This is a genomic window from Brevundimonas sp. (assembly GCF_965279155.1).
In the GTDB taxonomy this organism is placed as follows: Bacteria; Pseudomonadota; Alphaproteobacteria; order Caulobacterales; family Caulobacteraceae; genus Brevundimonas.
In genome coordinates this window covers 104,582-129,445 of record NZ_OZ257138.1, presented here as the reverse complement: position 1 = coordinate 129,445, position 24,864 = coordinate 104,582, and the positions used below count along the sequence as shown (strand labels likewise).

The window sequence follows — 24,864 nt, the reverse complement described above, 5'->3', positions numbered from 1 at the left end:
CCGTGCGCGATGCTACGCCCTAGCGCATGAGCATTCCCTTCGCGCCCCAATCCATGGAATTCGGCCTTGGCGAAAACGCCGACGCCATCCGCGACACGACCGCCCGCTGGGCCGCCGACCGTCTGGCCCCGCTGGCCGCCGAGATCGACGAGAAGAACGAGTTCAAGCGCGAGCTGTGGCCCGAGATGGGCGAACTGGGCCTGCATGGCATCACCGTCGAGGAAGATTACGGCGGCCTGGGACTGGGCTATCTCGAACATGTCGTGGCGATGGAAGAAGTGTCGCGCGCCTCGGCCTCGATCGGCCTGAGCTACGGCGCTCACTCCAACCTGTGCGTCAACCAGATCCGTCGCTGGGGCACGCCCGAGCAGAAGCAGAAATATCTGCCCAAGCTGATCAGCGGCGAACACGTCGGCTCTCTGGCCATGTCCGAGGCCGGGTCCGGTTCCGACGTAATGTCGATGCGCACCCGCGCCGACAAGAAGGGCGACCGCTACGTCCTGAACGGCACGAAGTTCTGGATCACCAACGCGCCGCACGCCGACACCCTGGTCGTCTACGCCAAGACCGATCCCGAGGCCGGCTCGAAAGGATGCACCGCCTTCCTGATCGAAAAGGGCATGAAAGGGTTCAGCGTCTCCAAGAAGCTGGACAAGATGGGCATGCGCGGCTCGGACACCGCCGAACTGGTGTTCGAGGACTGCGAAGTGCCGGAGGAAAACATCATGGGTCCGCTGGGCGGCGGCGCCGGCGTGCTGATGAGCGGTCTGGACTATGAGCGGGCGGTCCTGTCGGCCGGTCCCCTGGGCATCATGCAGGCCGCGCTGGACGTGGTCCTGCCTTACGTTCGCGACCGCAAACAGTTCGGCAAGCCCATCGGCTCCTTCCAGTTGATGCAGGGCAAGGTGGCCGACATGTACGTCGCCCTGAACAGCGCCCGCGCCTACGTCTATGCCGTCGCCCGCGCCTGCGATCAGGGCAAGACCACCCGCTATGACGCGGCCGGGGCGATCCTGCTGGCCTCGGAAAACGCCGTGAAGGTCACGCTGGAAGCCGTGCAGGCCTTAGGCGGCGCCGGCTATACCAAGGAATGGCCGGTCGAACGCCTGGTCCGCGACGCCAAACTGTACGACATCGGTGCCGGCACCAACGAGATCCGCCGCTTCCTGATCGGTCGCGAACTGCTGGGCTAGCAATCGTGGCCGTCGTGATGCTGATCTTTGCGCTGGGGTTAGGAGTTGCTGCTTTCCGCACGAGGGATCGGATTCTCCGGCATTTCTGGGCAGGCTGTGCTGCACTGAACCTCATCGCTGCCATCATGATGATTTCAGATCATGACCAGTATGCTTTTCGTTTGCGACCGGACGACGGTTTGTATGAGCGAGATTTTCGACGCTAGGAACCACAGACAAATAAACTGAGTTCTTGGCGTTCGATGGAGGTTGTTCATGCCCGCCAAGTCCGCAGCACAGCAGAAGGCCGCCGGCGCCGCCCTGTCGGCCAAGCGTGGCGAGACGCCAAAGTCGAAACTGAAGGGCGCGTCCAAATCCATGGCCGCGTCCATGACCGAAACCTAGCTCGAAGAGCTTGCCGCCACTAAACGCAAGGGCAAGCCCGAACATGTGCAGGACTGAGACATAGGCGATTTATCTGACCGCCTTTCCGTTCTGTAAGTGGCGATCCACGCGCCGACCGCCTAGATGGGCGCAATCTCCAGCCGAGCGCCCCGCCTGATGCCCGCCCAATCGCCTACGAATGACGACCTGCGGCGGTTTTCCGACGTCCTCGAAGATCTCGGCCACGCCCCTGAACCCAAGCTGACCATGGCCGAGCTGGTCGCCTCCTTCGGAGAGCGCGGCTTCGGGGCCATGATCCTGATCTTGTCGCTGCTGGCGCTGCTTCCTTGGCCGCCGGGCGGCAAGGCGGTCTTCGCCGTGCCGATCATCCTGATGTCGTTGGAACTGGCCTTCCAGAGACGAAGCGTCTGGTTGCCGCGGTGGATGCTGAAGGCCTCGGTGTCACGCGCCGCCTACAACGCCCTGATCGCCACACCCTTCGCGGCCCCGGCCTGGCTGCGTCGCTGGGTGCTATCGGCAAAGGTCCGGATCGCGGGGCGTCGCTATATCTTCTCCGACCGCATGCGGCGCGCCGTGCGCAAAAGGCCCAATGGCGTCAGCGTGCTCAAACTGGTCCGCGCCATCGAAAAGCTGACCCGTCCGCGACTGCCCCTTCTGACCGGCGACATCGCCGACACCTTCACCGGCCTTGTCTGCGTGGTGCTGGCGTTGATCATGGCCCTGCCCATCCCGTTCGGAGACGCCCTGCCCGGCATCGCTCTGGTTCTGTTCGCCCTGGGCATGATGCAGCGCGACGGGGTCGCGATCCTATTGGGCGTCTTGGCGACGGCCGCCAGCGCGCTTTATCTGTTCCTGATCTGGGCGACCGTTGTTGAGGTGGCCCATCACGTCGCCGGCTGGTTCGCGCGCCTGCTGCACTGAGCCCAACAAAAAGGGCCGCCGGGCTTTCCCCGGCGACCCTTCATTGCCTGACCGCGAACGGTCCGGCCGCAACTCAGTCTGAAAGGCTCAGACCAGGCCCTCTTCGAGGACCAGGGTCGCGGCTGCCGCTCGCGATTGATGACAATGAGACACTGGATCACCTCCTTTCGACTGTTGAACAGGGAGATGAAACATAAGACGCCTCAACGCCTTGCGCCAAGAGGCTTCGCGTTTTCGTGAACCGAGCGGCTTTATTGCGTCGGTGATACGCCGCCTGACAGGCCCTGCATGATCATCCGATTGATGTCGATCAGGTCCTGGAACGTCTCCTCGCCCCGCATCACCGCCGAGGAATGGCGATTGATGAACAGGCTCAGCGAAATGATCTGCGCGCGCATGGGCGCCCCAAGAGCATTGGCCGGATCGCTGCAGTCGCCGGCCAATGTCGACCAAAGACGCCGGTTCCAGTCCAACGCGTCGATACGCGTGGCGATGTCGGACTCATCGACGGTCGAGGCGTGAACCAGAGCGCGCGTGACCTGACCGAACAGACGGTACTCCAGGTCGCGCGGGCTCTCAGCTCTCGCTGTCGCCGCTGTGTAGGCCTGAAGCGACATTCAGCACTCTCTCTTCATACTCGACAATCTTACGCGCCGACATCAGGGCCTTGTAGTATTCGCGCGCCAGCACATGCCGCGAGGCCGAAACGCATTCCGCCAAGATGTCGGGGTTCTGCGTCGCGCCCATGAATTCGGTGATCCGCAGCGCCAGCTCGTCATAGAATTTCGCCGCTGCGCTCTCTTCCAGATACATCATCATGATCGGGAAATAGATCCGCCGGCCGGGCGTGATGACGTCCTCGGCCTGCATGATGTCCTTCTCGCGCAGCACGCTGGCGCGGTTCTGAAGGATCAGCACGCCGCGACGGTCGCCGTTCTGGACCACGGCGCCATTCAGGACGAACTTTTCGCCGGGTTTCAGCGACAGCTTCAGGGCCATTGAGCACCGAACTCCAGACAGGGGGCGAGCCGATCACGCGTGGACCGGTCCAGTTGAGTCGAACCTTAGCCCGCCATCAGTTAACCATCCCTTGTCCGCCGTCTCCGCTGGAACGCGTATCGTCGCCGTTGCGTTGATTTCCCGAAGAGGAGATCCCCATGCCGGACAACGATTATCAGGACGACCAGGAACAGTCGGAAACCTTCGACGAAACCCACCTGGACGACGAAGGCGATGGCGAGTTCTTGTTGGATGAGGCCGACCAGGTTCTGGATGTGACCCAGGCCGATGGCGACGCCGACGAAGAGGAGTTCGACGAGGACGCTGAGGTCGATCTGGACGATCAACTGGCACTGGACGGGATCGAACGCGAAGCCGACGCCCTGCTGGGTGTGGACGGCGAAACCCGCAGCCAGTCCGACGCCGACGGCGAGCCTCAATCAAGCCCCGACGAGATCGAACTGGTCTATTCCGGCCTGATGGAAAACGAACGCGGCGCCCAGGCCAGCGCAGCCCACTGGGAGGCCAAACGCCTCTCGGACGACGATATCGCTGATCTGGGCTATGGCCCGGACGGCGATCAAGACAGCCCGGCTCGATAAGGGAGAGATCGACATGGACAACACCAAGGCCCGCAACGACGCCTCCTCGGATACGCCGCACGCCAAGCGCTGCGCTTCAGACGATGGAATGCCCGATCAACTGGACAAGATCGACAAGACCGAAAGCCGTCAGGAGGCCCTGGTCGATGAAGGCCTGGAGGAAACCTTCCCCGCCAGCGACCCCGTCTCGGCCAAACGCATCACCTGATCGCTGTTCACACGGATTGCGATCCGCTACCCACTTCGTGGAGACACGGAGTGGGTTTTTCATGAGCCGGTTCGAAGGCACTGACCGATATATCGCCACCAGCGACCTGAAGGTGGCGGTCAACGCCGCCGTCGCGCTGGAACGTCCCCTGCTGATCAAGGGTGAGCCCGGCACAGGCAAGACGGTCCTGGCCTATGAGATCGCCAAGGCTTTCGACGCGCCGCTGATCACCTGGCACGTCAAGTCCACGACCAAGGCCCACAGCGGCCTCTATGAATACGACGCCGTCAGCCGCCTGCGCGACAGCCAGTTGGGTGAGGAGCGCGTCCACGACGTCCGCAACTATCTGAAGAAGGGCAAGCTGTGGGAGGCCTTCACCGCCCCTGCCCGCCCCGTCCTTCTGATCGACGAGATCGACAAGGCCGACATCGAGTTCCCCAACGACCTGCTGCAGGAACTCGACCGGATGGAGTTCTACGTCCAGGAAACCGACGAGACGATCCGCGCCGAGGTGCGCCCCATCGTCATCATCACCTCCAACAACGAAAAGGAACTGCCGGACGCCTTCCTGCGTCGCTGCTTCTTCCACTTTATCCGTTTCCCCGACGCCGAGACCCTGTCGGCCATCGTCGATGTCCACTTCCCCGGCATAAAGCCGCGCCTGGTCTCTGAGGCGTTGAAGACCTTCTACGAAATCCGCGACACGCCCGGCCTGAAGAAGAAGCCCTCCACATCTGAACTTCTTGATTGGCTGAAGCTGTTGCTGGTCGAGGACATCGACGCCGAGACCCTGCGCGAGAAGACGCCCAACAAGCTGATCCCGCCCCTGCACGGCGCCCTGCTGAAGAACGAGCAGGACGTGCATCTGTTCGAACGCCTGGCCTTCTTGAACCGTCGCGAAGGCTCGCGCCCCGGCGGCTGATCCCGTGATTACCGCGATTTCACTGGATCGAGCGCCCCTAACGCGCAGAATGGGGCCAACAGAGGTTCGACCATGCGTCACATCCTGCTTTACCTAGCCCTGAGCGCCAGCCTGGCCGCCTGCGACGGCGACAACTCGGTCCGCATCACCACGACCTCGTCCAACGACGACCAGGGTGCGGGCGTGCTGAAAGTGATCGACGCTTTGCAATGCCCCGACAGCCTGGGCGTTCTGACGCGCAAGGGTCTGGTCGCGGCTGGCGGCACGAGCTGCGTCTATGGTGGACCCAAGGGTGCCGATGTGGTGCTGCACCTGGTCAAGCTGGACGGACGTTCGGTCGATGACGTGCTGCGCGACTTCGAAGATCGCGCCAGCACCGACCTGCCCCACACTGTGGCGCGTCTGGCTCCCGGCGCCGGCGACGCCTCGCCCGCGCCATCGACAACAGAGCCAACCGAGACTGCCTCGGTCCAGGCGCCCGGCGTCGATATCCGGGCGCGTGGCGACGACGCCTCGGTCAACCTGCCCGGCCTGAAAATCGAGACCCAGGGCGATAACGCCAGCGTCCGTATCGGCGGCATCAACATCCAGTCCAAGGACGGACAGAACACCCGCACGGAAACCTCCAGCGTCAGCATCGACACCAACGACAACTCCACACGCGTGCGCACCCGTGCGCCGGGCTCCGCCACCCGCATGACCTACATCCTGGCCGACGATCAGCCCAGCAACGCCGGATGGCGCCAGGTCGGGTTCGAGGCCAGAGGCCCCAGCGGCGGCCCCATCGTGGTCGCCGTGGTCCGGTCCAAGGATCGCGAGAACGGCCGCATCTTCGACGATGCCAAGGATCTGGTCGCGCTGAACGTCGGCCGCTGACGCCCGTCGAAAGGATCGGTTTTCCCCGCCCATCGGCGCGGATGAGGCCGTGCGGCTTGATCCCGGCGCGTCTTTGCGTCACCTGACCCCCCGACAAGCGATCAGGACACGCCCTTTGGCCGAGCGCACACCCAAGAAGAACGCCCCGCGCGCATGGCAGCGCATGCTGTCAGGCCGTCGTCTGGATCTGCTCGATCCCTCGCCGTTCGACATCGAGATCGAGGACATCGCCCACGGCCTGGCCCGCGTAGCGCGCTGGAACGGCCAGACCATCGGCGAGCACGCCTTCTCGGTCGCCCAGCACTCGTGCGTCGTCGAAGAGATCGCCGCCCATATCAAGCCGGGGCTCGACCCCAAATGGCGACTGGCCGCCCTGCTCCATGACGCCTCGGAATACGTCATCGGCGACATGATCTCGCCGTTCAAGGCGGCGCTGGGTTCGGGCTACAAGGACTTCGAGGCCCGGCTGGAGGCCGCCATCCACCTCCGCTACGGCCTGCCGCCCAAGACGCCGCAGACAATCAAGACCCTGATCAAGAAGGCCGACAAGGCCTGCGCTTTCTTCGAGGCGACGCAGCTGGCCGGTTTCACCGAAAAGGAATCGCTCGGCTTCTTCGGCAGCCCCCCCGCGGGCTACAGCCTGACCATCGAGCCTCAACCCGCCCCGGTCGCCCAGGCCCGCTATCTGGAACGCTACCGCGTCCTGGCCGGCGCGGTCGGCCTGATCCCCGCCGACGACGCCTGGCACACGGAATAGAAGCATGACGCAAGGGGCGGAAGACGGCGTTCGCATCGGTCTTTCGGCGGTCGTGGTGACCCTGAAGGCCCGACAAGCCGTCGTCCTGACCACCCCGGCCGAGGACGGCGCGCGCGCCCTGCCCTTCGGCCCTTTCGATCCGTTGCGCGACCGCACGTTCGAGCGCGCCCTTCGCGACTTCGTGACGGCCCAGACCGGCTTCCGCCTCGGCTTCGTCGAACAACTCTACACCTTCGGCGACGCCGGGCGCGCCTCACCGCGCGCCACGCCCGGCCCGGGCCGCCATCGCGAGGTGTCCGTCGGCTATCTGGCCCTGACGCCTGACGCCGCAGAGGGCCAGACCCACGACGCACGCTGGGATGCCGTCTTCGACTTCTTTCCCTGGGAAGACCGCCGGGGCGATCACGCCGCCGCCCTTACCGAAGGCCTGCTCGCCTGGGCCGCCGGCGACGAATACCGCCTGGCCCGCGCCCGCGCCCTGTTCGCCCTGACGCCCGAGCACCGCTGGAACGAGGAAAGGGTGCTGGAGCGCTACGAACTGCTCTACGAGGCGCGCCTGGTCGCCGAGGCCTGGCGCGACGCCAGTCAGCCCCCGCCCCAGCCGATGCCCGGCCGCATCATGACCTCGGATCACCGACGCATCCTGGCCACCGCGCTCGGCCGCCTGCGCAGCAAGCTGAAATACCGCCCGGTCCTGTTCGACCTGACCCCCGGCGTCTTCACCCTGTCCCAGCTTCAGGCCGGCGCAGAGGCCGTCTCGGGCCTCAGCCTGCACAAGCAGAATTTCCGTCGCGGGGTTGAGCGAACGGGCCTGGTCGAACCCACCGGACAGCTTTCCTCCACCACCGGCGGCCGCCCTGCCGAACTGTTTCGATTCAAGGGCGTGGACGCCCAAACCGGCGCCGCGCCGGGCCTGTCCCTGCCCGCTCAAAGATAGCGTCGGATTTCTTTCACAGACGGGTTGCGAAGCGCTGCGGCTCCGATTAGAGAAGCCCCTCGCTCGACCAAGCGATATCGGCGCCGCGGAGAGGTGGCAGAGTGGTCGAATGTACCGCACTCGAAATGCGGCGTGCCTGGAAGGGTACCGTGGGTTCGAATCCCACCCTCTCCGCCATCCGTCAGCCCGCCACTGACGACCGCCAAGATCCAGAAACCGTTGAAGTTTGAAGCGTGCCGTGACAGCACGTCGCGCGCGCTGTCGCCTTGTACCGCACAGGAAAAGAGGCGGCCCTTCGACCGCCTCTTCCAGAATGATTCGTGGTCCAAAAGACGAGCCGCCGCAGCGGCCCGACCTTCTGATCAGAAGCGATACCGCGCGCCGACGTAAACTTGGCGACCGGTGTGGTGATAGACATAGGTGCTGTCACGCGGCCCGCCGATGTCGCCGTGGTTCTGACGGTTCTCCTCGTCCGTCAGGTTCAGCCCCTCAATGGAGACGCTGAGTTTTTCTGTCAGGTTGTAAGACGCCGAGGCGTCGATGGTCGTCGTTTCCGACTTGCCTTGATAAGGGATCAGGCCAAGGGCGCCGTTCGAACCCGGAACGTTCTGGAAGTAGGAGTCGCGATAGGCGGCCGAGACACGGGCGTTGAGCTTGCCGTCGTCATAGTAAAGCGTCGCGTTCCACGCCTTCGGCGACAGGTTAACCAGATCCGCAGTGACGAAGACGGTGCAGGCTGGCGTGGTGCAGTAGTCGATTTCCGATTCGACGTGGGTGTAGTTCAGCTGTGTGCCGAAGTTCGAGAACAGGCCCGGCAAGAAGCTGAAGGTTTGTTGATAGCTGACCTCGAAGCCCTTCAGGGGACCGCCGGGCGTGTTGGACGGCGTGCTAAACTGGAAGGTCGCACCTGCCGGACGCGCTCCGGCGGGGAAGGCGATGGGATTCAACGCCGTCAGATCGCTGTAAAGCACCGGCTCTGCCGTGGTCTGCACATAGGTCGAGATGTCCTTGTAGAAGTAGGCGAAGGACAGCAGGGCCTCTGGCGCGAAATAATACTCGATGGACAGGTCATAGGTCTTGGCCCGGAAAGGATCGAGCTCGACATTGCCCAGCGAGGCCGTGTTGGTCGCCGCATTGGCGGCGCTGAGAGCGAAGACCGGGGGCAGGCTGGTGACCGGCGGACGCGACATCACCTTGGCCGCGGCAAAGCGGACGATGAGGTTCTCATAAGGCTCGATGGAAAGGTTCAGCGACGGCAGGGTGTCTTCATACTCATTCACACCGATGACCGGTGTCGCGACACCGCCGACATTGGAGTATCCGAGGGCCTCGACCTCGGTCTTCACCTGACGAACACCGACGTTCCCGCGGAAGGGCACGCCCATCACCTCGGTATTCCAGTCGGCCTGGACGTAGCCGCCGGTGTCCTTCTCCGTCACTTCGCGCCAGTTGCCGTAGGTGGTGGGGTTGCCGTTCAGGCCGATCAGGCGGAAATCACCCCCAGCGACGCCAGTGTCGCAGTTGCAGTTATAGTTCCAGACGCCGGCAAGCGCAGCCAGATCCGGCCGAACCCAGGACGTGACGGAGCCGGCGGGAAGGTCCAGGTTCTTGCCGAACCCTTGAAGCAGGTTCGTCACGGAAGCCATGTTCGCGCCCGCAGGCAAGGCCGGAGCGCCATTGGTCAATCGCGCGAAGTTGCGGCTGTTGGATTCGAACTCCTTGCGGCTGATGCCAGCCTTCAGCGTCAGCCAGTCATTGACCTCGAACTTGAGGCTGGCTTCGCCCGTCGTGTAGATATTTTCCTGGAAGTTGGAGCTGGATCGCAGTTCCGAACGCGGTTGCGCACCCGTCGGACCCACGATCGTCCATTGCGCCGGGTCGGCGACGTCGAAGCCCCAGTTGATGGCCGGCAGGTTCCGGTTCTCGCGGAAGTCATAGGAATAGCCATCGACGTTCTGGCGATCGATGATGGCGCTGACCTGCACCGGGTTGCCGAAGGTCGATTCCGCACGACCGATCAGACCGCTGAAGCTCAGTCGATCCGAGAACTCGTGCTCGACCCCAAAGGTCATCTGCTTGAACTCGGTCTCAAGGACATCGAACCGCTGCTCGCTGCGGATGTCCATGTCGTCCAGCCGGGCATAGACCATCTCGTTGGTGGCGGGATCGATCTCGAAGTCGATGATATCGACCTGCGGCTTGCCGCCCTGATCGGCGCCGCGGCTGAGCGACCAGGCCTGCAGGAAGTTCTCGCTGCGGGTCGAGTCGAGCTTCGAATACAGCATGTCCATAGTGAACAGCGTGGGGCCGTTACCCGGGCGCGCCTGCAACGAGAGGGTCGCGCCCAGACGTTCCTGGCTGTGCTCCAGGCTGCCGTAACGGGGAATACGCGGGTGAAAAACAAGGTTCGCGTTTGGAAGCACGCCAACGTTCTGGAAGCCGCCGTCGTTGGACGTCGGGAATCCGGGGTTGGGACCTGCCGGGCCCCAGCGAACCGAGCTGAAGCCCTCTTCCAGGCTGTCACGCTCGCTATAGGCGATCGAGAACAGGGCGCCGAGCTGGTCGTCGGCCCAGGTGTTGGAGACCAGGGCGGCGAAGCGCGGGCTCCAGTCCTCGGACAGGTCGTTGTAGCCGTACTGGCCCGATACGGCGCCCTGGAAGCCGGGCTTGTCGAACGGGCGGCTGGTGGTCAGGTCGACAGTGGCGCCCAACGAGCCTTCCTCGACCTCGGCCGAGGCTGTTTTGCGCACCGTGATGTTGTTGAACAGCTCGGAGGCGAAGACGTTGAAGTCGAAGCCGCGACCACGGTTCACGCCGCCCGAGGAGTCGGTTGCGCCGGTCGAGGACTGGGCCTCGATGCCGTTGATGCGGGTGCGGGTGAACTCGGAGCTCAGGCCGCGCACGGTGATCGAACGCCCCTCGCCCGCATCGCGGTCGATGGAGACGCCGGGGATGCGCTGGATGGATTCGGCCAGGTTGGTGTCGGGGAAGTCGGCGATGTCCTCGGCGGAAATGGCGTCGACGACGCCGGCTTCGCGGCGTTTGATGTTCAGGGCGTTCTGCAAGCTGGCGCGGAAGCCGGTAACGACGATGTCGTCGACTTCGGCGGCGTCGTCCTGTTGGGGCGCAACGGCTTCGGCCGTCTGGGCGGCGGCGTCATGAGCCATCATGGCTAGGGCGAGCGCGCCCAGCGAGGCGGTGGCGACCAGCGCATGGCGCGCAAATTTGTGGCGTTGGGTCATTTTCATGTCTCCTCCCAAGTGTGGCGTATCAAGGATCGGAATGTCCTCGTTCAAGCCGCCCGCTGCTGGCGGGCGACACCGGTGTCAGCGCTCGTTTGCCAAGCTGCTGCTACCGGTGTCATAAATGTTTTAGGCACAGTTGCTGGCGTGTGGCAAGAACGTGGCCGCCTTGATCTCCAATTTGTAATCTACCGGCGACGACGGTGATCTAGGGCGTCTGAACCAAGACCAAGCGCGCAAGACGCTGGCGACGGGAGGAAATAATGTACATTAATATCCGTATCTTAGGTTTCGACTGGCCGATCTTGGATCACGCCGCGCTCCACGGTGGCTCGCGATGATCACGCGACGCTCGGCCATCGTCGCGGGCCTCGCCGGCGCCGCCCTGCCCCTCGCCGCAAGGGCCGATTCTCGCGATCCCCATGCACAGACTACAGCCGGTCCCGTCGTCGGGGTTCGGCGCGAAGGAATCAGCGTCTTCAAGGGCGTGCGTTACGGCGCGCCGACGAGACGTTTCCAGCCGCCGGAGCGCCCGACGCCGTGGCGCCAGCCAATCCGTGCCACCGAATACGGCGCGGCCAGTCCCCAACGCGGCGAGCAGGCGAATCAGAGCGAGGACTGCCTGTTTCTGAACGTCTGGACGCCGGGGACCGACGCCGCCCGACGGCCGGTGATGGTCTGTATCCACGGCGGGGCCTATTCGAGCGGTTCGGGATCGGACCCGCTGTATGACGGAGCAAGGTTGGCGGCGCGGGGCGACGTGGTGGTGGTCACGCTGAACCATCGGCTGAACGTCTTCGGCTATGCCTATCTGGCGCGGTTGGCGCCGGGGTTCGAGGACTCGGGCAATGCCGGTCAGCTGGACCTAATCCTGGCGCTGCAATGGGCGCGGGACAATATCGCAGCCTTCGGCGGCGACCCGTCGCGGGTCATGCTGTTCGGCCAGTCGGGCGGGGGCGCCAAGATCGCCACCCTGATGGGGACGCCCGCAGCCCAAGGCCTGTTCCACCGCGCCGCGACCATGAGCGGCCAGCAGGTCACGGCGTCCGGCCCGATCAACGCCACGACGCGGGCGACGGCCTGGCTGAAGGCGCTGGACCTGACGCCGGACCGGGCGGCCGAGGCGGCGACGATGCCGGTCGAACGGCTGTTGGAAGCGCAAGGCGCCGAGGATCCAATCCTGGGCTTCGGCGGCCTGTATTTCGGGCCGGTGCTGGATTTCCGCACACTGCCCCGCCATCCCTTCTATCCCGACGCCGCGCCTATGGGCCGGTCGATCCCGATGATCATCGGCAACACGCGCGAAGAGACGCTGGGCTTCATGGGCGACGATCCCAAGAATGTCGGCCTGACGTGGGACACTCTGCCCGCGCGCCTATCGCCCGGCGTCATGCGGATCGACATCACGCCCGAGGCGGTGATCGCCGGCTATCGCGCCATGCATCCCGACTGGTCGCCCGACCGGGTGCTGATCGCCGCCACGACGGCGGGTCGATCCTGGCGCGGGGCGGTAATCGAGGCGGAAGAGCGGGCCAAGGCCGGGGCGCCCGCCTGGGTCTATCAGCTCGACTTTCCCGGCGAGATGGCCTCGGGCCGCAAGGGCGCCTTCCACACCGCTGACATCCCCCTGGTGTTCGACAATGTCGAGGCGGTCGGGTCGCGAACGCGGGGACCCGGCGCGCAAGGTCTGTCGGACCGGATGAGCGACGCCTTCATCGCCCTGGCCCGTGACGGCGATCCCAACCATGTCGGCCTGCCGCGCTGGGACCGCTATGAGCTGCCCCGCCGCCAGACGATGCTGATGGACGTGCAGCCGCGCATGGCCGACGACCCGCGCGGCGACGAACGGGCCTTCTTCTCGGCCATTCCCTACATCCAGCCGGGAACCTAAAGAGCGAAATCGAGCCGGGCGGCCCAGGCGCGAACCAGATCGGGCCAGACCTGTGCGGGCTTGCCCTGGATCAGGCGTACGCCGAAGCCATGGCCGCCTTCCTGGAACAGATGCGCCTCGGTCGGGACGGCGGCGACCTTGAGCGTGGTCAGCAGTTGCAGACTGTTCTCGACCGGCACCGAGGCGTCGTCGATGGCGTGCAGCAGGAAGACGGGCGCGGCGCCCCGCCAGTCCATCCGCTCCAGAGAATAGGCCGCGATCCGCTCCGGCGACGGCGTCTCGCCCAGCAGATGCGTGCGCGATCCGGCGTGGACATGGGGGTCCGCCATGGTCGCCACCGGATACATCAACACGGTCAGGTCCGGGCGAAGTGACAGGGCGTCGGCGGCGTCCGTCGCCGCATACGTCGAATCCGTCCGCGCACTGGCCAGACCCGCCAGATGACCTCCGGCCGAGGCGCCCAGCACGCCGATCTTCTTCGGATCAACGCCATAGTCGGCAACCCGACTGCGGATCAGCCGGATAGCGCGCTGGGCGTCCTGAAGCGGTGCGTCGGCCCCGGCGGCCCATCCGTCGGCCGGCAGGCGATAGCGCAGGACGAAACAAGTCGTGCCGCTGGCCGCGAAGACACGCGCGACATCGTAGCCCTCCTTGTCCAGCACCGCCCAGCGATAGCCGCCGCCGGGGATCAGCAGCATGGCCGAACCGTTCGGCCGCTCCGGCCGGAAGACGGTCAGGATCGGGTCGGTCGTATATTGGGCGTAACGGTCGTGGAAGGCGGGATCGGTCGAGCGCTCGGGCACGATCGGCGTGACCGTCACCCCCTGCCCGCCCGGCGCCCCGTCGGGCCACAAGTGGATGATCTCGGTCGGATCGGGCGGGCCGGCGCGTCCGCCGTCGGCGATCGTCTGCGCCCGTGCGCCCTTGACGCTCAAGGCCATCCCGGCCCCTGCCGCCAGCCCCAGAAGCGTCCTGCGTTCCATATCCATCGTCAAATCCCGCAAGCTGAAAAGACGACGGCCGGACGATCACTCGCCCGGCCGCAATCCTCGATAACGTTCAGGCCTTGAGCCTCGCGTCGTTCGTCAGACCTTGGCCGGCTCGTACTTCGGCATGATCAGGTGGATGACCAGAAGCGCGATCAGATAGACCGAACCGGCCACAATGAAGATGGGCGTATAGGTGCCGATCTTCTCCAGGATCTGGCCGACGTATTTGGAGAAGACCATCCCCCCGATACCGCCCAGCATCCCGCCAATGCCGACCACCGATCCCACGGCCTTGCGCGGAAAGACGTCGCCCGGCAGGGCATAGAGATTGGCCGAAAAGCCTTGGTGCGCCGCTGTGGCCAGGCCGATGATCAGGACCGCGACCCACAGGTTCGACGCCTCTGCGGCGAACATGACCGGCACGGCCAATACGGCGCACAACAGCATGGTCAGCTTGCGCGCCTTGTTCAGGCTGATGCCCATATGCATCATCCGCGACGACAGCCAGCCCCCGCCCACGGAACCCACGTCCGACAACAGATAGATGGCGACGATAGGTGGACCGAAGGTCTTCAGGTCCAGGCCGTAACGCTTGCCCAGGAAGTCCGGCAGCCAGAACAGGAACATCCACCAAATCGGATCGATCAGGAACTTGCCCGCCGCATAGGCCCAGGTTTCCTTGACGGTGAGCAGCTTGAGCCAGCCCACCTTCTCGTCCGTGTCGGCCGGATCCTGTTCGATATAGGCCAGTTCAGTCGCGGACAGATTCTTTTGCTCGCGTGGCTTGCGATAGACCAGCAGCCAGATCGGCAGCCAGACCAGACCCAAGACGCCGGTAATGACAAAGGCCATTTGCCAGCCGAACGACAGCACCAGGATCGGCACGATCAGGGGCGTGACGATGGCGCCGATGTTGGTGCCCGCATTGAACAGGCCGGTCGCCAGAGCGCGTTCCTTCTTGGGGAACCACTCGGTTACGGCCTTGATACCGCCGGGGAAGCCCCCGGCCTCACCGGCGCCCAGCACCATCCGGGCCATGATGAAGTGGGACAGATCGCGCGCCCCGGCATGCAGGATATGGCCGACCTGCCAGATGGCGAATGCGATCCCCAGGCCCCACCGGGCCCCGATCTTGTCCATCAGCCGGCCCCAGATCGCATAGAACAGCGCGTAGGTGGCCTGGAAATAGAAGACGATGTCGGCATAGTCGGTTTCCGACCAGCCCATTTCGACGGACAGGGTCGGCTTGAGGAAGCCGATCATCTGCCGGTCGACGTAGTTGATGACCATGGCCGCGAACAGCAGCCACATGATCAGCCACCGGTATTTGCCCGGTGACGGCGCCTTGATCTGAATCGGCGGCGCGACGGAAGCGTCTGACATGGTTATGAAAACCCGTTCCTAAATTTCCTCGACGCGTCCCTTGCTCTTTCCGTCCCTGAACGGCGGCGGGGTTGACGTCCGGTTATGTTTACTTGGCCTCGGCCCTGACGACCGAACAATGAAGTTCTGCGATACCCTTGAAGATGCATACGGCCTCGTCGCCCGCGTGGACACGGTGGACGCCGGTGACGGCGCCGGTCGAGACCAGCGTACCCGCTTTCAGCGGACGGCCCCAGCGCGCGCAATGCTCCAATAGAAAGCGCACCGATTCCATCGCGCCGCCGGCCAGCGAAAGCGAACCGCCCGTGCCGACGCTGGCGCCGTTGATCACGGTCTCGACCTCGATGCCGTCTAGGCGCTCGCGCCAGTTCTCGACCTCGGGGCCGATCATCAGCCCGCCGTTGTTGCCGAAGTCGGAGGCCACGACGGCCGAGCCCAGGTCGTTGATCGTCGACAGGGGGCTGCCGGCCAGTTCGACGCCGATGAAGACCTTGTCCACGGCGGCCGTGGCTTCTTCGACGGTCCAGTCCGTCTTGGCGGGATCGGCGTCGGCGCCGATCCGGGCGATGAACTCCGATTCGACGGCGGCGAACCCACCCTCGATCTCGGGCAGCGGCACGACGGTGTCGCCGGGGGCGGGCCAGACGTTGCGGGCGAAGATCGCGCCGGCCAGGCGATGGATGCCCAGTTTCGGCTGCTGCGCCGGCGGCACGCCGCCTACCTTCCAACCCACGACCTCGTCGGGGAACAGGCCGATGGCGATGTCCTGAATGGCGTAGGATTCGGCCATGCTCTGAGGAATCACGCCTGGATAATCGGGCGTGCAGCGCGCAGCCAGGCGCGCCTCGACGAACTGTCGAGCGATGTCGGCGTGGTCGGCCGGCAGCTCTGACGCGGGGCCGGAATCCGAAACAGGCGTCGCACTCATCGAGCGCGGCTCGCGAAAGGAAGGGTCGAAGTCAAAAGGGTCGCCTCGTGAATAAGCTTCGATAAGAGCGACGAAGGAAACCGGTGTCAATGCGCTTTACATCGACCCATGGCGTCGGCGGCGAGTCGCGGCTATGCCTTGGGGCTGCACAGAGGGAAGGAGCCTGCCTTGGCTCAGGACGATCCGCGATCCGGCAAACCGGGCAAGCGGGCCACCATCAACGATGTCGCCAGAGAGGCGCAGGTCTCCAAGAAGACCGTCTCGCGGGTCATCAACCAGTCGCCGTTCGTCAAGGAAGACACGCGCGAAAGGGTCAACGCCGTCATCAAGACCCTGGGCTTCACACCCGATCCCCAGGCGCGCGGCCTGGCGTTCCGGCGCTCGTTCCTGGTCGGCCTGATCTACGACAACCCCAGCCCGACCTATGTCGTGAACATGCAGCAGGGCGTGCTGGATGCGCTGAAAGGTTCGGGGCTGGAGCTGGTCGTCCACCCTTGCAACCGCAACTCCCCTACCCTGCTGGAAGACATCCGAGGCTTCGTCGAGCGCCAGCGTTTGTACGGCGTCATCATGCCGCCGTCGGTGTCGGAGGACGAACAGGTCATCGACCTGCTGCGCGACCTGGACTGCCCCTATGTCCGCATCGCCTCGGTGGCGCTGGACGAGCCGCAGGCCATGGTGGTCACCAACGACTGGATCGGCGCGGCCGAGGCGGCGGCGCATCTGGCGGACCTCGGGCACCGGCGAATCGGCCTGGTGCGCGGCCCGGACCTGTTCCGGTCGTCGGCCGTGCGGGGCAAGGGCTTCCTAGACGCCTTGGCCGAGCGGGGCATACCGCTGGACCCGGCCTATGACTTCAAGGGCGCCTATACGTTCGAATCGGGCGTCGAGGCCGGGCACGCTCTGCTGGCGCTTGAAACGCCCCCGACAGCCATATTCACCCTGAACGACGACATGGCCATCGGCGTGATGCAGGCGGCGCGGGATCGTGGGCTGGAACTGCCGCGCGACCTGTCGGTCGTGGGCTTCGACGACCTGCCCATGGCGGCGCGGGTCTGGCCCAATCTGACGTCGGTGCGCCTGCCGATCCGCGACATGGGGCGCATGGCGGCCGAGAAACTGCTGGCGCCGATGCGCGGCGTCGATCCGGCCAAACTGCAGCAGCCCGAGGTGCGTCCGGCCCTGGTGGTACGCAAGTCCGCGATCAACGCGGCTTGAAATAAGGTGGATCGGCGCGCGTGATCGCGCGCCGACCTCTAGGCCTTAAGCCGTTTCGAGAACGGGCTTGGCGGCGAGAACACCCTTCAGATAGTCGCGGATGCCTTCGTCGGTGGCGTTGGCGAAGAAGTATTCCTGGAACCGCTCGCCGGCGATGGCCGCCTTCAGCAGATCCTGGTCCATCGTCTTCAGCACCGTCAGCATGTCGTGGCAGGTCACGGCCTTCAGGTCGCTGAGCACGCCACGGTTCTTGCGCATGATCTCGGCCCGCTCACGCGGATAGCCCAGGCCGCGTTCGCCTTCGAACAGCTTGCGATAGACGTCCTGCAGGTTCAGTTCCGCCGCCCAGCCAAAACCCTTGGCGTAAGGCATGGAGATGGCGTTGCCGTCATTGATCTGGCCGAACAGGAAAGCGTCGGTCGGGTCGATGATCAGGCCGCAAAAGACGCCCGGCATGCTGTTGCAGGCCAGCATCGATCCCGTGCCCGTGCCGCAGCCGGTGACGACGAAATCGGCCGCGCCCGAGTTCAGCACAATGGCGGTCAGGACGCCGTTCATCACATAGGTCAGCGACGCCTTGTCCTCGGCCGCATACATTCCATAGTGGAAGACTTCATGGCCCAGGGGCTCCGCGACGGCGGTCAGCGCGGCATGCACCGTCTCGCTTTTGGCGGCCTGGCTGTTTTCGATGATGAGAGCGATCTTCATGGGGGAATCCTCAAGACGGTGGCGAAGCGATGCCGAACAGATGTCGGCGATTATGGTCTAATCCATTGCATCATAATATGACACCGGTTACCTAGTCCACAGAAGGACGGACGCAAGATCCGTCACTGCGGCTCGCGGTGCGAGCTCCCAGGGAGACCCAAATGTACGACCCCATGTACGACAAAGTCTATCAGGCGACCCATCCCGACATGATGGACGGCGCCTCGAACCAGCAGCTGCGGGATCGCTATCTGATCGAGGGCCTGTTCGTTTCGGGCAAGATCAGCCTGAACTATTCCCACCACGAGCGCATGATCATAGGCGGCGCGACCCCGGTCGAGACCGCCTTGACCCTGCCCACCCATTCGGAACCGCCGTCGCTGGCCGGCGCCGCGTTCCTTCAGGCCCGCGAACTGGGCGTGGTCAATATCGGCGGCGCCGGTTCGATCACCGTGGATGGCGAGACGATTGAACTGGGCTTCCGCGACGGTCTGTATGTGCCAATGGGTTCCAGCGACGTCCGCTTCGCCTCGAACAACGCCGCCGAGCCCGCGAAATTCTATCTGGTCGCGACACCGGCCCACGCCCGCTACGACCTGACCAAGATTTCGATCGACGAGGCCGTGCCGCTGGAAATGGGCGCGCTTGAGACGTCGAACGAACGGACCATCTACCAGTATGTCGTTCCGGCCAAGGTGAAGTCCTGCCAGCTGCTGCTGGGCGTGACCGTGCTCAAGCCCGGCTCGGTGTGGAATACCATGCCGCCGCACATTCATGACCGTCGCTCGGAAGCTTACCTCTACTTTGGCCTGGACGAGGACGACCGCGTCTTCCACTTCATGGGCGAACCGGACAAGTCGCGACACATCGTCATCGCCGACGGCGAGGCGGTGATCTGCCCGCCGTGGTCGATCCATACGGGCGCAGGCACATCGAACTACACCTTCATCTGGGGCATGGGCGGCGAGAATCTCGACTACACCGACATGTACAAGCTCGACATCTGCCAGTTGAAGTAATCAGGACAAGAGGAAGAAAAACATGAGCAATCCGTTCGACCTGACCGGCAAGGTCGCCCTGGTCACCGGCGGCAACGTGGGTCTGGGCCAAGGCATCGCCCTGGCTCTGGCCGAGGCCGGCGCCGACATTGTCTCGGTCGCCCTGTCGGATTCTGACGACACGGTCGCCAAGGTCCAGGCCCTGGGCCGTCGCGCCCACGCCATCAGCGCCGACCTGACCTCGATCGAGCCGGTCGAGCGCGTGGTTCAGGAAGCCTTGGCCGCCATGGGCCGGATCGACATCCTGGTGAACAACGCTGGCCTGATCCGTCGCGCCGACGCGGTGGACTTCACCGAGGCCGACTGGGACCTGGTGATGAACATCAATCTGAAGACGGTCTTCTTCATGAGCCAGGCGGTCGCCCGTCTGTTCATCAAACAGGGCGACGGCGGCAAGATCATCAACATCGCCTCAATGCTGTCCTTCCAGGGCGGCATCCGCGTGCCCTCCTACACCGCCTCCAAGTCGGGCGTCGCCGGCCTGACCAAACTGATGGCCAACGAGTGGGCGCCGCACCGCATCACCGCCAACGCCATCGCCCCCGGCTATTTTGCCACGGCCAACACCCAGGCCCTGCGCGAGGATCCGGTGCGTTCGGCCGAGATCCTGGGCCGCATCCCCGCAGGTCGCTGGGGCGAGCCGTCGGACCTGGGCGGCGCAGCCGTCTTCCTGGCCAGTCGGGCCTCGGACTATGTCCAGGGCGCCATCCTGCCGGTCGACGGCGGCTGGCAAGCACGCTGATCTAAGGCTAGCCTTCCGACCATGACAGACCACGCCTCGGGCGGCAGGATTCTTTGCTTCGGCGAGATGCTGCTGCGGTTCTCGCCCAATCAGAATGAACTGCTGATGCAGTCCCCCGCCCTGACGATCCGTCCGGCGGGGGCCGAGGCGAACGTCGCCGTGTCGCTGGCCCGCTTCGGCGCGCCGACCGGGATGGCGACGGTCCTGGCCGACAATGCGCTTGGCCGAGGCGTGCGCGACGAGGTGCGCAAGCACGGCGTCGACACCTCGCAGGTCGTGTTCAAGTCGGGTCGCATGGGCCTGTATTTCCTGACGCCCGGCGCGGTGCGGCGTCCGTCGGAAGTGCTTTACGACCGCGCCGGTTCGGCCTTCGTCGAACACGTGAACACGGCGTTTGACTGGGACCAGCTGCTGGACGGGGTCGAATGGCTGCACGCCTCGGGCGTGACGCCGGCGACGGGGCCGAACGGCTCGGCCGCCGCCGTCGCCATCATCGATGCCGCTGTCAGCCGTGGCGTGAAGGTCAGCTATGACGGCAACTTCCGCGGCAAGCTGTGGGAACAGTGGGAGGGCGATCCGCCCGCGACCCTGGGCAAGATGCTGGCCGGCGCCACGGTCGCCTTCGCCGACGACCGTGACTTCGCCCTGGTGCTGAAGGCGAAGTTCGACAGCGCCGATCCGGCCGTGCGCCGTCGCGAGGCCGCCAAGGCCGCCTTCGCCGCCTTCCCCCGCCTGCAACGCATCGCCTGCACCCTGCGCGTTCAGGACAGCGTTGCCGACCAGGCTTTGTCGGCCGTCATGCTGACCCGCGCCACACCTGAGTCTGGGGACGGCGTGATCGAGACAAACGCCGAGGCCATTCACATGGCGGGCGTCGTTGACCGGGTCGGCGGCGGCGACGCCTTTGCCTCGGGCGTCCTGTTTGGCCTGTGGAGCGGATGGTCGGATCAGGAGGCTCTGAATTTTGGCCTGGCCGCTGCCGGATTGAAACATTCCGTGCCCGGCGACTTCAACCTGTTCACCGCCGACGAGGTGCGCGCGGCCATGGGCGACGGCGGGTTCGATATCCGCCGCTGAAGCCGCAAACATCGTGATTTGGTGGAGGCCGCGTGGAGAAGTCCATGCGGCCTTTTTCATTGACGACGAAGCACTAGGAAACCGGTGTCAGTCATGCTTGAGTAACGCTTCGAAACGGTCGCCAAGAACCGTCCGAGGTCACACTAGGAGTTCCCATGTCCGTCACGTCCATGAACCGCCGCGCCCTGCTGGCCGCCGGCGCCGCCGCCACCTTCGTCGCCGCATCCGGCCCCGCCTTCGCCCAGACCTCTCCCGAGCGCCCCGCCGTCCTGGACGCCATGAAGCGCGCCGCCCGGTTCATGAGCGAGGAGGCCGCCGTCGAGGGCGGCTATGTCTGGCAGTATCTGCCCGACTTCTCGCGCCGCTGGGGCGAGCTGGAAGCCAGCCCGACCATGATCTGGGTCCAGCCGCCCGGCACGGCGACCGTGGGCCACCTGTTCCTGGACGCCTATCACGCCACCGGCGACGAATATTACTATGAGGCCGCCAAGAAGGCCGCCGACGCCCTGGTCAAGGGCCAGCACCCATTGGGCGGCTGGAACTATGTCATCGACACCGCCGGCGAGGAGTCGCTGAAGCAGTGGTATGGCACGGTCGCCGCCAACGCCTGGCGGCTGGAGGAATACCACCACTACTATGGCAATGCGACGTTCGACGACGCGGGCACGGCCGAGGCATCGCAGCTCCTGCTGCGGGTCTATCTGGAGAAGAAGGACCGCAAATATCTGGCGCCGCTGAACAAGGCGATCAGCTTCGTGCTGGAAAGCCAATACGAAAACGGCGGCTGGCCTCAGCGCTATCCGTTCGTCCAGAACGGCGGCCTGCACGGGCACGCGGACTACACCCCCTACATCACCTTCAACGACGATGTGGCGGGCGAGAACCTGGAGTTCCTGATCTACGCCTATCATGGCCTGGCGCGGAACGGCCGGGGGGACCCAAAGATCCTGGACGCGATCAACCGCGGCATGGACATCTTCGTGAAGACCCAGCAGCCCCAGCCGCAACCGGCCTGGGGCCTGCAGCACTTCCCTGACACGCTAAAGCCCGCCGGCGCGCGGACCATCGAGCCGCAAGCCTTCGTCACCCATGCGACGGGGACCAACATCCGCTCGATGCTGGGCTTCTATCGCCTGACTGGCGACCGGAAATATCTGGCGCGCCTGCCCGAGGCGATGGACTGGCTGGATCAGGTGGCGACCAAGCCGCCTCTGAACACTCCGGGCCGCACCCACCCGACCTTCGTCCTGGAAGGCGCCAATACGCCGATCTACATCCACCGGCGCGGATCCAACATCGCCAACGGCCAGTATTACGCCGACGACAACCCCACGAACTTGATCGTCCACTATGGCTCGTTCCGCAACGTGGACACCCCTGCCCTGCGCGCCGAATATGCGCGCCTGTCGGCCCTGCCGGTCGATGAGGCCACACAAGGCTCGCCCTTGAAGGCGCCCCCCGGTTCGCTGCACCTGCCGAAATATTTCACGCTTCAGGACGTGGACGTCTGGGACATGTCCAGCGACGCGCGCCGTCCGACCCGCCCGCACGCCAATCGTGCGGCCGAGGTGATGGCAGGCCTGAACGCCCGAGGCTACTGGCCCACGCCGCTGACCACCACCTCGAACCCCTACAAGGGGCCGTCGCCCACGGCGGTAACGGGCGGCGAATATCAGATGACCCGCGTCGGCGACCTGTGGGACACCTCGCCCTACCAAACCGATTTCCCGGTCGAGGGCGTCTCGACCTCGGTCTTCATCCGCAACATGGGCGACCTGATCGAAGCGTTGGGGGCGTAGGCGCCCCCACTCTTTCGTCATCCTTGGGCTTTTCCCAAGGATCCAGACTCCCGGTCTCAGGACGGATGCACCGGGAGTCTGGATCCTCGCCACGAGGGCGAGGATGACGGATGAGGATGGGGTTAGAGCGCCAGCATACCGCGCGTGATCCCTTCGACCGACTTCGCGCCAGTCAGGGTCATGGCCACCCGCATCTCCTTCTCGAACAGGTCGAGCAGGTTGGCGACGCCGGCCTCACCCCCCGCCGCCAGCGCATAGATGAACGCCCGACCCAGCATGACGGCGTCGGCGCCCAAGGCGATGGCGCGGATCACGTCCAGGCCGTTGCGAATGCCGGAATCGACCAGGATCTTCAGATCGCCCTTCACCGCCTCGGCGATAGCCGGCAGGGCGCGGGCAGACGACAGCACCCCGTCCAACTGACGCCCGCCATGGTTCGACACCACGATGCCGTCGGCGCCGAAGCTGACCGCGTCACGGGCGTCCTGCTCGTCCAGTATGCCCTTGATGATCATCGGCCCGTCCCAGAAGTCGCGGATCCATTGCAGGTCCTTCCACGAGATCGACGGATCGAAATTGTTGGCCAGCCAGCCGATATAGTCGGCCAGGCCCGTCGGTTTGCCCAGATAGGCCGAGACATTGCCCAGATCGTGCGGCGTGCCGCGCACCCCCACGTCCCAGGCCCAGGCCGGATGGGTCATGGCCTGGCCCATGCGGCGGATCTCGGCGTTGGGGCCGCTCATGCCCGAATGGGCGTCGCGATAGCGGGCGCCGGGGGTCGGCATATCGACAGTGAAGACCAGGGTCTTCACGCCCGCCGCCTTGGCCCGCTCCAGCGCATTCTTCATGAAGCCCCGGTCGCGCAGCACATAGAGCTGGAACCACATCGGCCGGTCGATGGCCGGCGCCACCTCCTCGATCGGACAGACCGAGACCGTGGACAGGGTGAAGGGCACGCCGCGTGACGCCGCCGCCTTCGCCGCCTGGACCTCGCCACGCCGGGCGTACATGCCGGTCAGGCCCACGGGCGCCAGGATGGTGGGCAGGCGCAGGGTCTCGCCGAACAGCCGGGTTTCCAGGCTGAGGCTGGTCATGTCCTGCAGCACCCGCTGGCGCAGGGCGATGGCCTGCCAGTCCTCGACGTTGCGGCGCAGGGTCTGTTCGGCGTAGGCGCCGCCGTCGATGTAGTGGAACAGGAAGGGCGGCAGCTTGCGCCGCGCCGCCTCTCGGTAATCGCCCGGCGACGAGATGATCACGGCCCCGTCCTACTGGAAGTTGGCGAAGGCGCCGCCGTCGACCAGCAGGGCCGCGCCGGACATGTAGCCGGCCATGTCCGAGGCCAGGAAGGCGACGACCGAGGCGATGTCCTCCGGCCTGCCCAGACGCCCCAACGGAATACGGCCTTCCATATATTCGCGCTTGGCCGGGTCGGCGAGATCGTCCTTGTTGATGTCGGTGGCGATGGTGCCCGGCAGCACCGAGTTGCAGCGGATGCCGTGACGCCCCAGGGCGACGGCGCAGGACTGCATCAGGCTGTGCACCCCCGCCTTGGTCGGGGTGTAATGAGTCTGCATCTCGCCGCCGACAAGGGCCGAGATCGAGCTGATGGCGACGATCGATCCACCCTGCCCTTGCTTGACCATCTGGTTCGCCGCCGCCTGGGTCATGAAATAGGCCCCGTGGAGATTGACCTCCATCGTGCGGCGCAGGGTCTCGACCGGCATGTCGAGGAAGGCGTGGAAGGGGCAGATGCCGGCGTTGGAGACGAAGACGTCCACGCGCCCGAACGCCTCGACCGCCGCATTCACGAAGGTCGTGGCGCTGTCCGGCTGGGCCACATCGGCGTCGACCACGATGGCCCTGCGGCCCAGAGCCTCGATCTCGGCGATCACTTCGGCGGCGACCGCATCGTCCTTGTAGGTGTTGATGGCGACGTTCGCGCCCTGGCGTGCGGCTTCGATCGCCGTCGCCCGTCCGATTCCCCGCGATGCGCCCGTGATCAGGACGACCTTGTTCTCAAGCAGCATGCG

General features: G+C 65.1%; 23 protein-coding genes, 1 tRNA gene and 1 pseudogene. 16 read left to right on the top strand and 9 right to left on the bottom strand.

From position 1 onward, the window contains the following. Window positions 1-26: 26 nt before the first annotated feature. From ACQY72_RS00590 to ACQY72_RS00580, 3 genes and pseudogenes are all read left to right on the top strand, one after another. Window positions 27-1,193, top strand: coding sequence for an isovaleryl-CoA dehydrogenase (locus ACQY72_RS00590; protein ID WP_428154998.1), 1,167 nt, complete (start codon window positions 27-29; stop codon window positions 1,191-1,193). Between the two features lie 255 nt (window positions 1,194-1,448). Continuing rightward, window positions 1,449-1,574 (top strand): annotated as a pseudogene (locus ACQY72_RS00585) (DUF3008 family protein); the annotation flags it as partial. Between the two features lie 159 nt (window positions 1,575-1,733). Continuing rightward, a complete protein-coding gene (locus ACQY72_RS00580) occupies window positions 1,734-2,498 on the top strand; it encodes an exopolysaccharide biosynthesis protein (RefSeq protein WP_428154996.1) in 765 nt (254 codons plus the stop codon). A gap of 251 nt (window positions 2,499-2,749) precedes the next feature. On the opposite strand, the gene flaF is transcribed toward ACQY72_RS00580, so the two are convergent. Then, window positions 2,750-3,115: a flagellar biosynthesis regulator FlaF gene (gene flaF, locus ACQY72_RS00575; protein ID WP_159850870.1), complete on the bottom strand. Its 366-nt coding sequence runs from the start codon at window positions 3,113-3,115 to the stop codon at window positions 2,750-2,752. After that, a complete protein-coding gene (gene flbT, locus ACQY72_RS00570) occupies window positions 3,075-3,497 on the bottom strand; it encodes a flagellar biosynthesis repressor FlbT (protein WP_428154995.1) in 423 nt (140 codons plus the stop codon). Before flbT ends, flaF begins: the two co-directional genes overlap by 41 nt. A gap of 158 nt (window positions 3,498-3,655) precedes the next feature. Between flbT and ACQY72_RS00565 the strand changes: the two genes are divergently transcribed. The 7 genes from ACQY72_RS00565 (at window position 3,656) to ACQY72_RS00535 (ending at window position 7,976) form a co-directional block, all read left to right on the top strand. Further along, window positions 3,656-4,099, top strand: a complete 444-nt coding sequence (locus tag ACQY72_RS00565; protein WP_428154994.1) for a hypothetical protein — start codon at window positions 3,656-3,658, stop codon at window positions 4,097-4,099. 13 nt (window positions 4,100-4,112) lie between these two features. Further along, window positions 4,113-4,307, top strand: coding sequence for a hypothetical protein (locus tag ACQY72_RS00560; RefSeq protein ID WP_428154993.1), 195 nt, complete (start codon window positions 4,113-4,115; stop codon window positions 4,305-4,307). A gap of 61 nt (window positions 4,308-4,368) precedes the next feature. Next, a complete protein-coding gene (locus ACQY72_RS00555; protein WP_428154991.1) occupies window positions 4,369-5,229 on the top strand; it encodes an AAA family ATPase in 861 nt (286 codons plus the stop codon). Window positions 5,230-5,301: 72 nt separating this feature from the next. After that, the gene (locus ACQY72_RS00550; protein WP_428154990.1) at window positions 5,302-6,105 is read left to right on the top strand and encodes a methyltransferase type 11; all 804 of its coding nucleotides are present in this window, start codon (window positions 5,302-5,304) and stop codon (window positions 6,103-6,105) included. 115 nt (window positions 6,106-6,220) lie between these two features. After that, entirely contained in the window at window positions 6,221-6,862 is a 642-nt protein-coding gene (locus ACQY72_RS00545; RefSeq protein ID WP_428154988.1) for a YfbR-like 5'-deoxynucleotidase, read from the top strand. Window positions 6,863-6,866: 4 nt separating this feature from the next. Beyond that, window positions 6,867-7,799 carry an NUDIX hydrolase gene (locus tag ACQY72_RS00540; RefSeq protein WP_428154986.1) on the top strand — a complete coding sequence of 311 codons (933 nt, stop codon included), beginning with the start codon at window positions 6,867-6,869 and terminating at the stop codon, window positions 7,797-7,799. Window positions 7,800-7,886: 87 nt separating this feature from the next. Continuing rightward, window positions 7,887-7,976, top strand: a tRNA-Ser gene (locus ACQY72_RS00535). A 185-nt stretch (window positions 7,977-8,161) separates the two neighbouring features. Here the strand turns inward: ACQY72_RS00535 and ACQY72_RS00530 are convergent. Next, window positions 8,162-11,041: a TonB-dependent receptor gene (locus ACQY72_RS00530; RefSeq protein ID WP_428154984.1), complete on the bottom strand. Its 2,880-nt coding sequence runs from the start codon at window positions 11,039-11,041 to the stop codon at window positions 8,162-8,164. Window positions 11,042-11,378: 337 nt separating this feature from the next. Here ACQY72_RS00530 and ACQY72_RS00525 point away from each other — a divergent pair, with 337 nt between their 5' ends. After that, on the top strand, window positions 11,379-12,932 hold the full coding sequence (locus ACQY72_RS00525; RefSeq protein WP_428154983.1) for a carboxylesterase/lipase family protein: 1,554 nt from the start codon (window positions 11,379-11,381) through the stop codon (window positions 12,930-12,932). Here ACQY72_RS00525 and ACQY72_RS00520 read toward each other — a convergent pair. From ACQY72_RS00520 to ACQY72_RS00510, 3 genes are all read right to left on the bottom strand, one after another. Next, window positions 12,929-13,921: an alpha/beta hydrolase gene (locus tag ACQY72_RS00520; RefSeq protein WP_428154981.1), complete on the bottom strand. Its 993-nt coding sequence runs from the start codon at window positions 13,919-13,921 to the stop codon at window positions 12,929-12,931. The two genes, ACQY72_RS00525 and ACQY72_RS00520, sit on opposite strands and share 4 nt — an antisense overlap. Before the next feature lie 96 nt (window positions 13,922-14,017). Continuing rightward, a complete protein-coding gene (locus ACQY72_RS00515; protein ID WP_428154980.1) occupies window positions 14,018-15,304 on the bottom strand; it encodes an MFS transporter in 1,287 nt (428 codons plus the stop codon). 88 nt (window positions 15,305-15,392) lie between these two features. Further along, entirely contained in the window at window positions 15,393-16,232 is an 840-nt protein-coding gene (locus ACQY72_RS00510) for a 2-keto-4-pentenoate hydratase (protein WP_428154978.1), read from the bottom strand. Window positions 16,233-16,376: 144 nt separating this feature from the next. Between ACQY72_RS00510 and ACQY72_RS00505 the strand changes: the two genes are divergently transcribed. Continuing rightward, window positions 16,377-17,450, top strand: a complete 1,074-nt coding sequence (locus ACQY72_RS00505) for a LacI family DNA-binding transcriptional regulator (RefSeq protein ID WP_428156730.1) — start codon at window positions 16,377-16,379, stop codon at window positions 17,448-17,450. A gap of 45 nt (window positions 17,451-17,495) precedes the next feature. Here the strand turns inward: ACQY72_RS00505 and ACQY72_RS00500 are convergent, their stop codons facing one another. Next, the gene (locus ACQY72_RS00500) at window positions 17,496-18,158 is read right to left on the bottom strand and encodes an RpiB/LacA/LacB family sugar-phosphate isomerase (protein WP_428154977.1); all 663 of its coding nucleotides are present in this window, start codon (window positions 18,156-18,158) and stop codon (window positions 17,496-17,498) included. Window positions 18,159-18,331: 173 nt separating this feature from the next. On the opposite strand from ACQY72_RS00500, the gene kduI reads away from it, so the two are divergent. From kduI to ACQY72_RS00480, 4 genes are all read left to right on the top strand, one after another. After that, window positions 18,332-19,177, top strand: a complete 846-nt coding sequence (gene kduI, locus ACQY72_RS00495) for a 5-dehydro-4-deoxy-D-glucuronate isomerase (protein ID WP_428156729.1) — start codon at window positions 18,332-18,334, stop codon at window positions 19,175-19,177. A 22-nt stretch (window positions 19,178-19,199) separates the two neighbouring features. Further along, window positions 19,200-19,958 (top strand): 2-dehydro-3-deoxy-D-gluconate 5-dehydrogenase KduD, encoded by a 759-nt coding sequence (kduD, locus tag ACQY72_RS00490; protein ID WP_159850826.1) that lies wholly within the window; start codon window positions 19,200-19,202, stop codon window positions 19,956-19,958. 21 nt (window positions 19,959-19,979) lie between these two features. Beyond that, complete coding sequence (locus ACQY72_RS00485) at window positions 19,980-21,035, top strand: PfkB family carbohydrate kinase (RefSeq protein WP_428154976.1); 1,056 nt, start codon at window positions 19,980-19,982, stop codon at window positions 21,033-21,035. Between the two features lie 155 nt (window positions 21,036-21,190). Continuing rightward, window positions 21,191-22,834 (top strand): pectate lyase, encoded by a 1,644-nt coding sequence (locus ACQY72_RS00480; protein WP_428154974.1) that lies wholly within the window; start codon window positions 21,191-21,193, stop codon window positions 22,832-22,834. Between the two features lie 122 nt (window positions 22,835-22,956). Here ACQY72_RS00480 and lldD read toward each other — a convergent pair whose 3' ends face one another. Beyond that, window positions 22,957-24,090 carry an FMN-dependent L-lactate dehydrogenase LldD gene (lldD, locus tag ACQY72_RS00475; RefSeq protein WP_428154972.1) on the bottom strand — a complete coding sequence of 378 codons (1,134 nt, stop codon included), beginning with the start codon at window positions 24,088-24,090 and terminating at the stop codon, window positions 22,957-22,959. A gap of 9 nt (window positions 24,091-24,099) precedes the next feature. Continuing rightward, a complete protein-coding gene (locus ACQY72_RS00470; RefSeq protein ID WP_428154971.1) occupies window positions 24,100-24,861 on the bottom strand; it encodes an SDR family NAD(P)-dependent oxidoreductase in 762 nt (253 codons plus the stop codon). Between the last annotated feature and the right edge of the window lie 3 nt (window positions 24,862-24,864).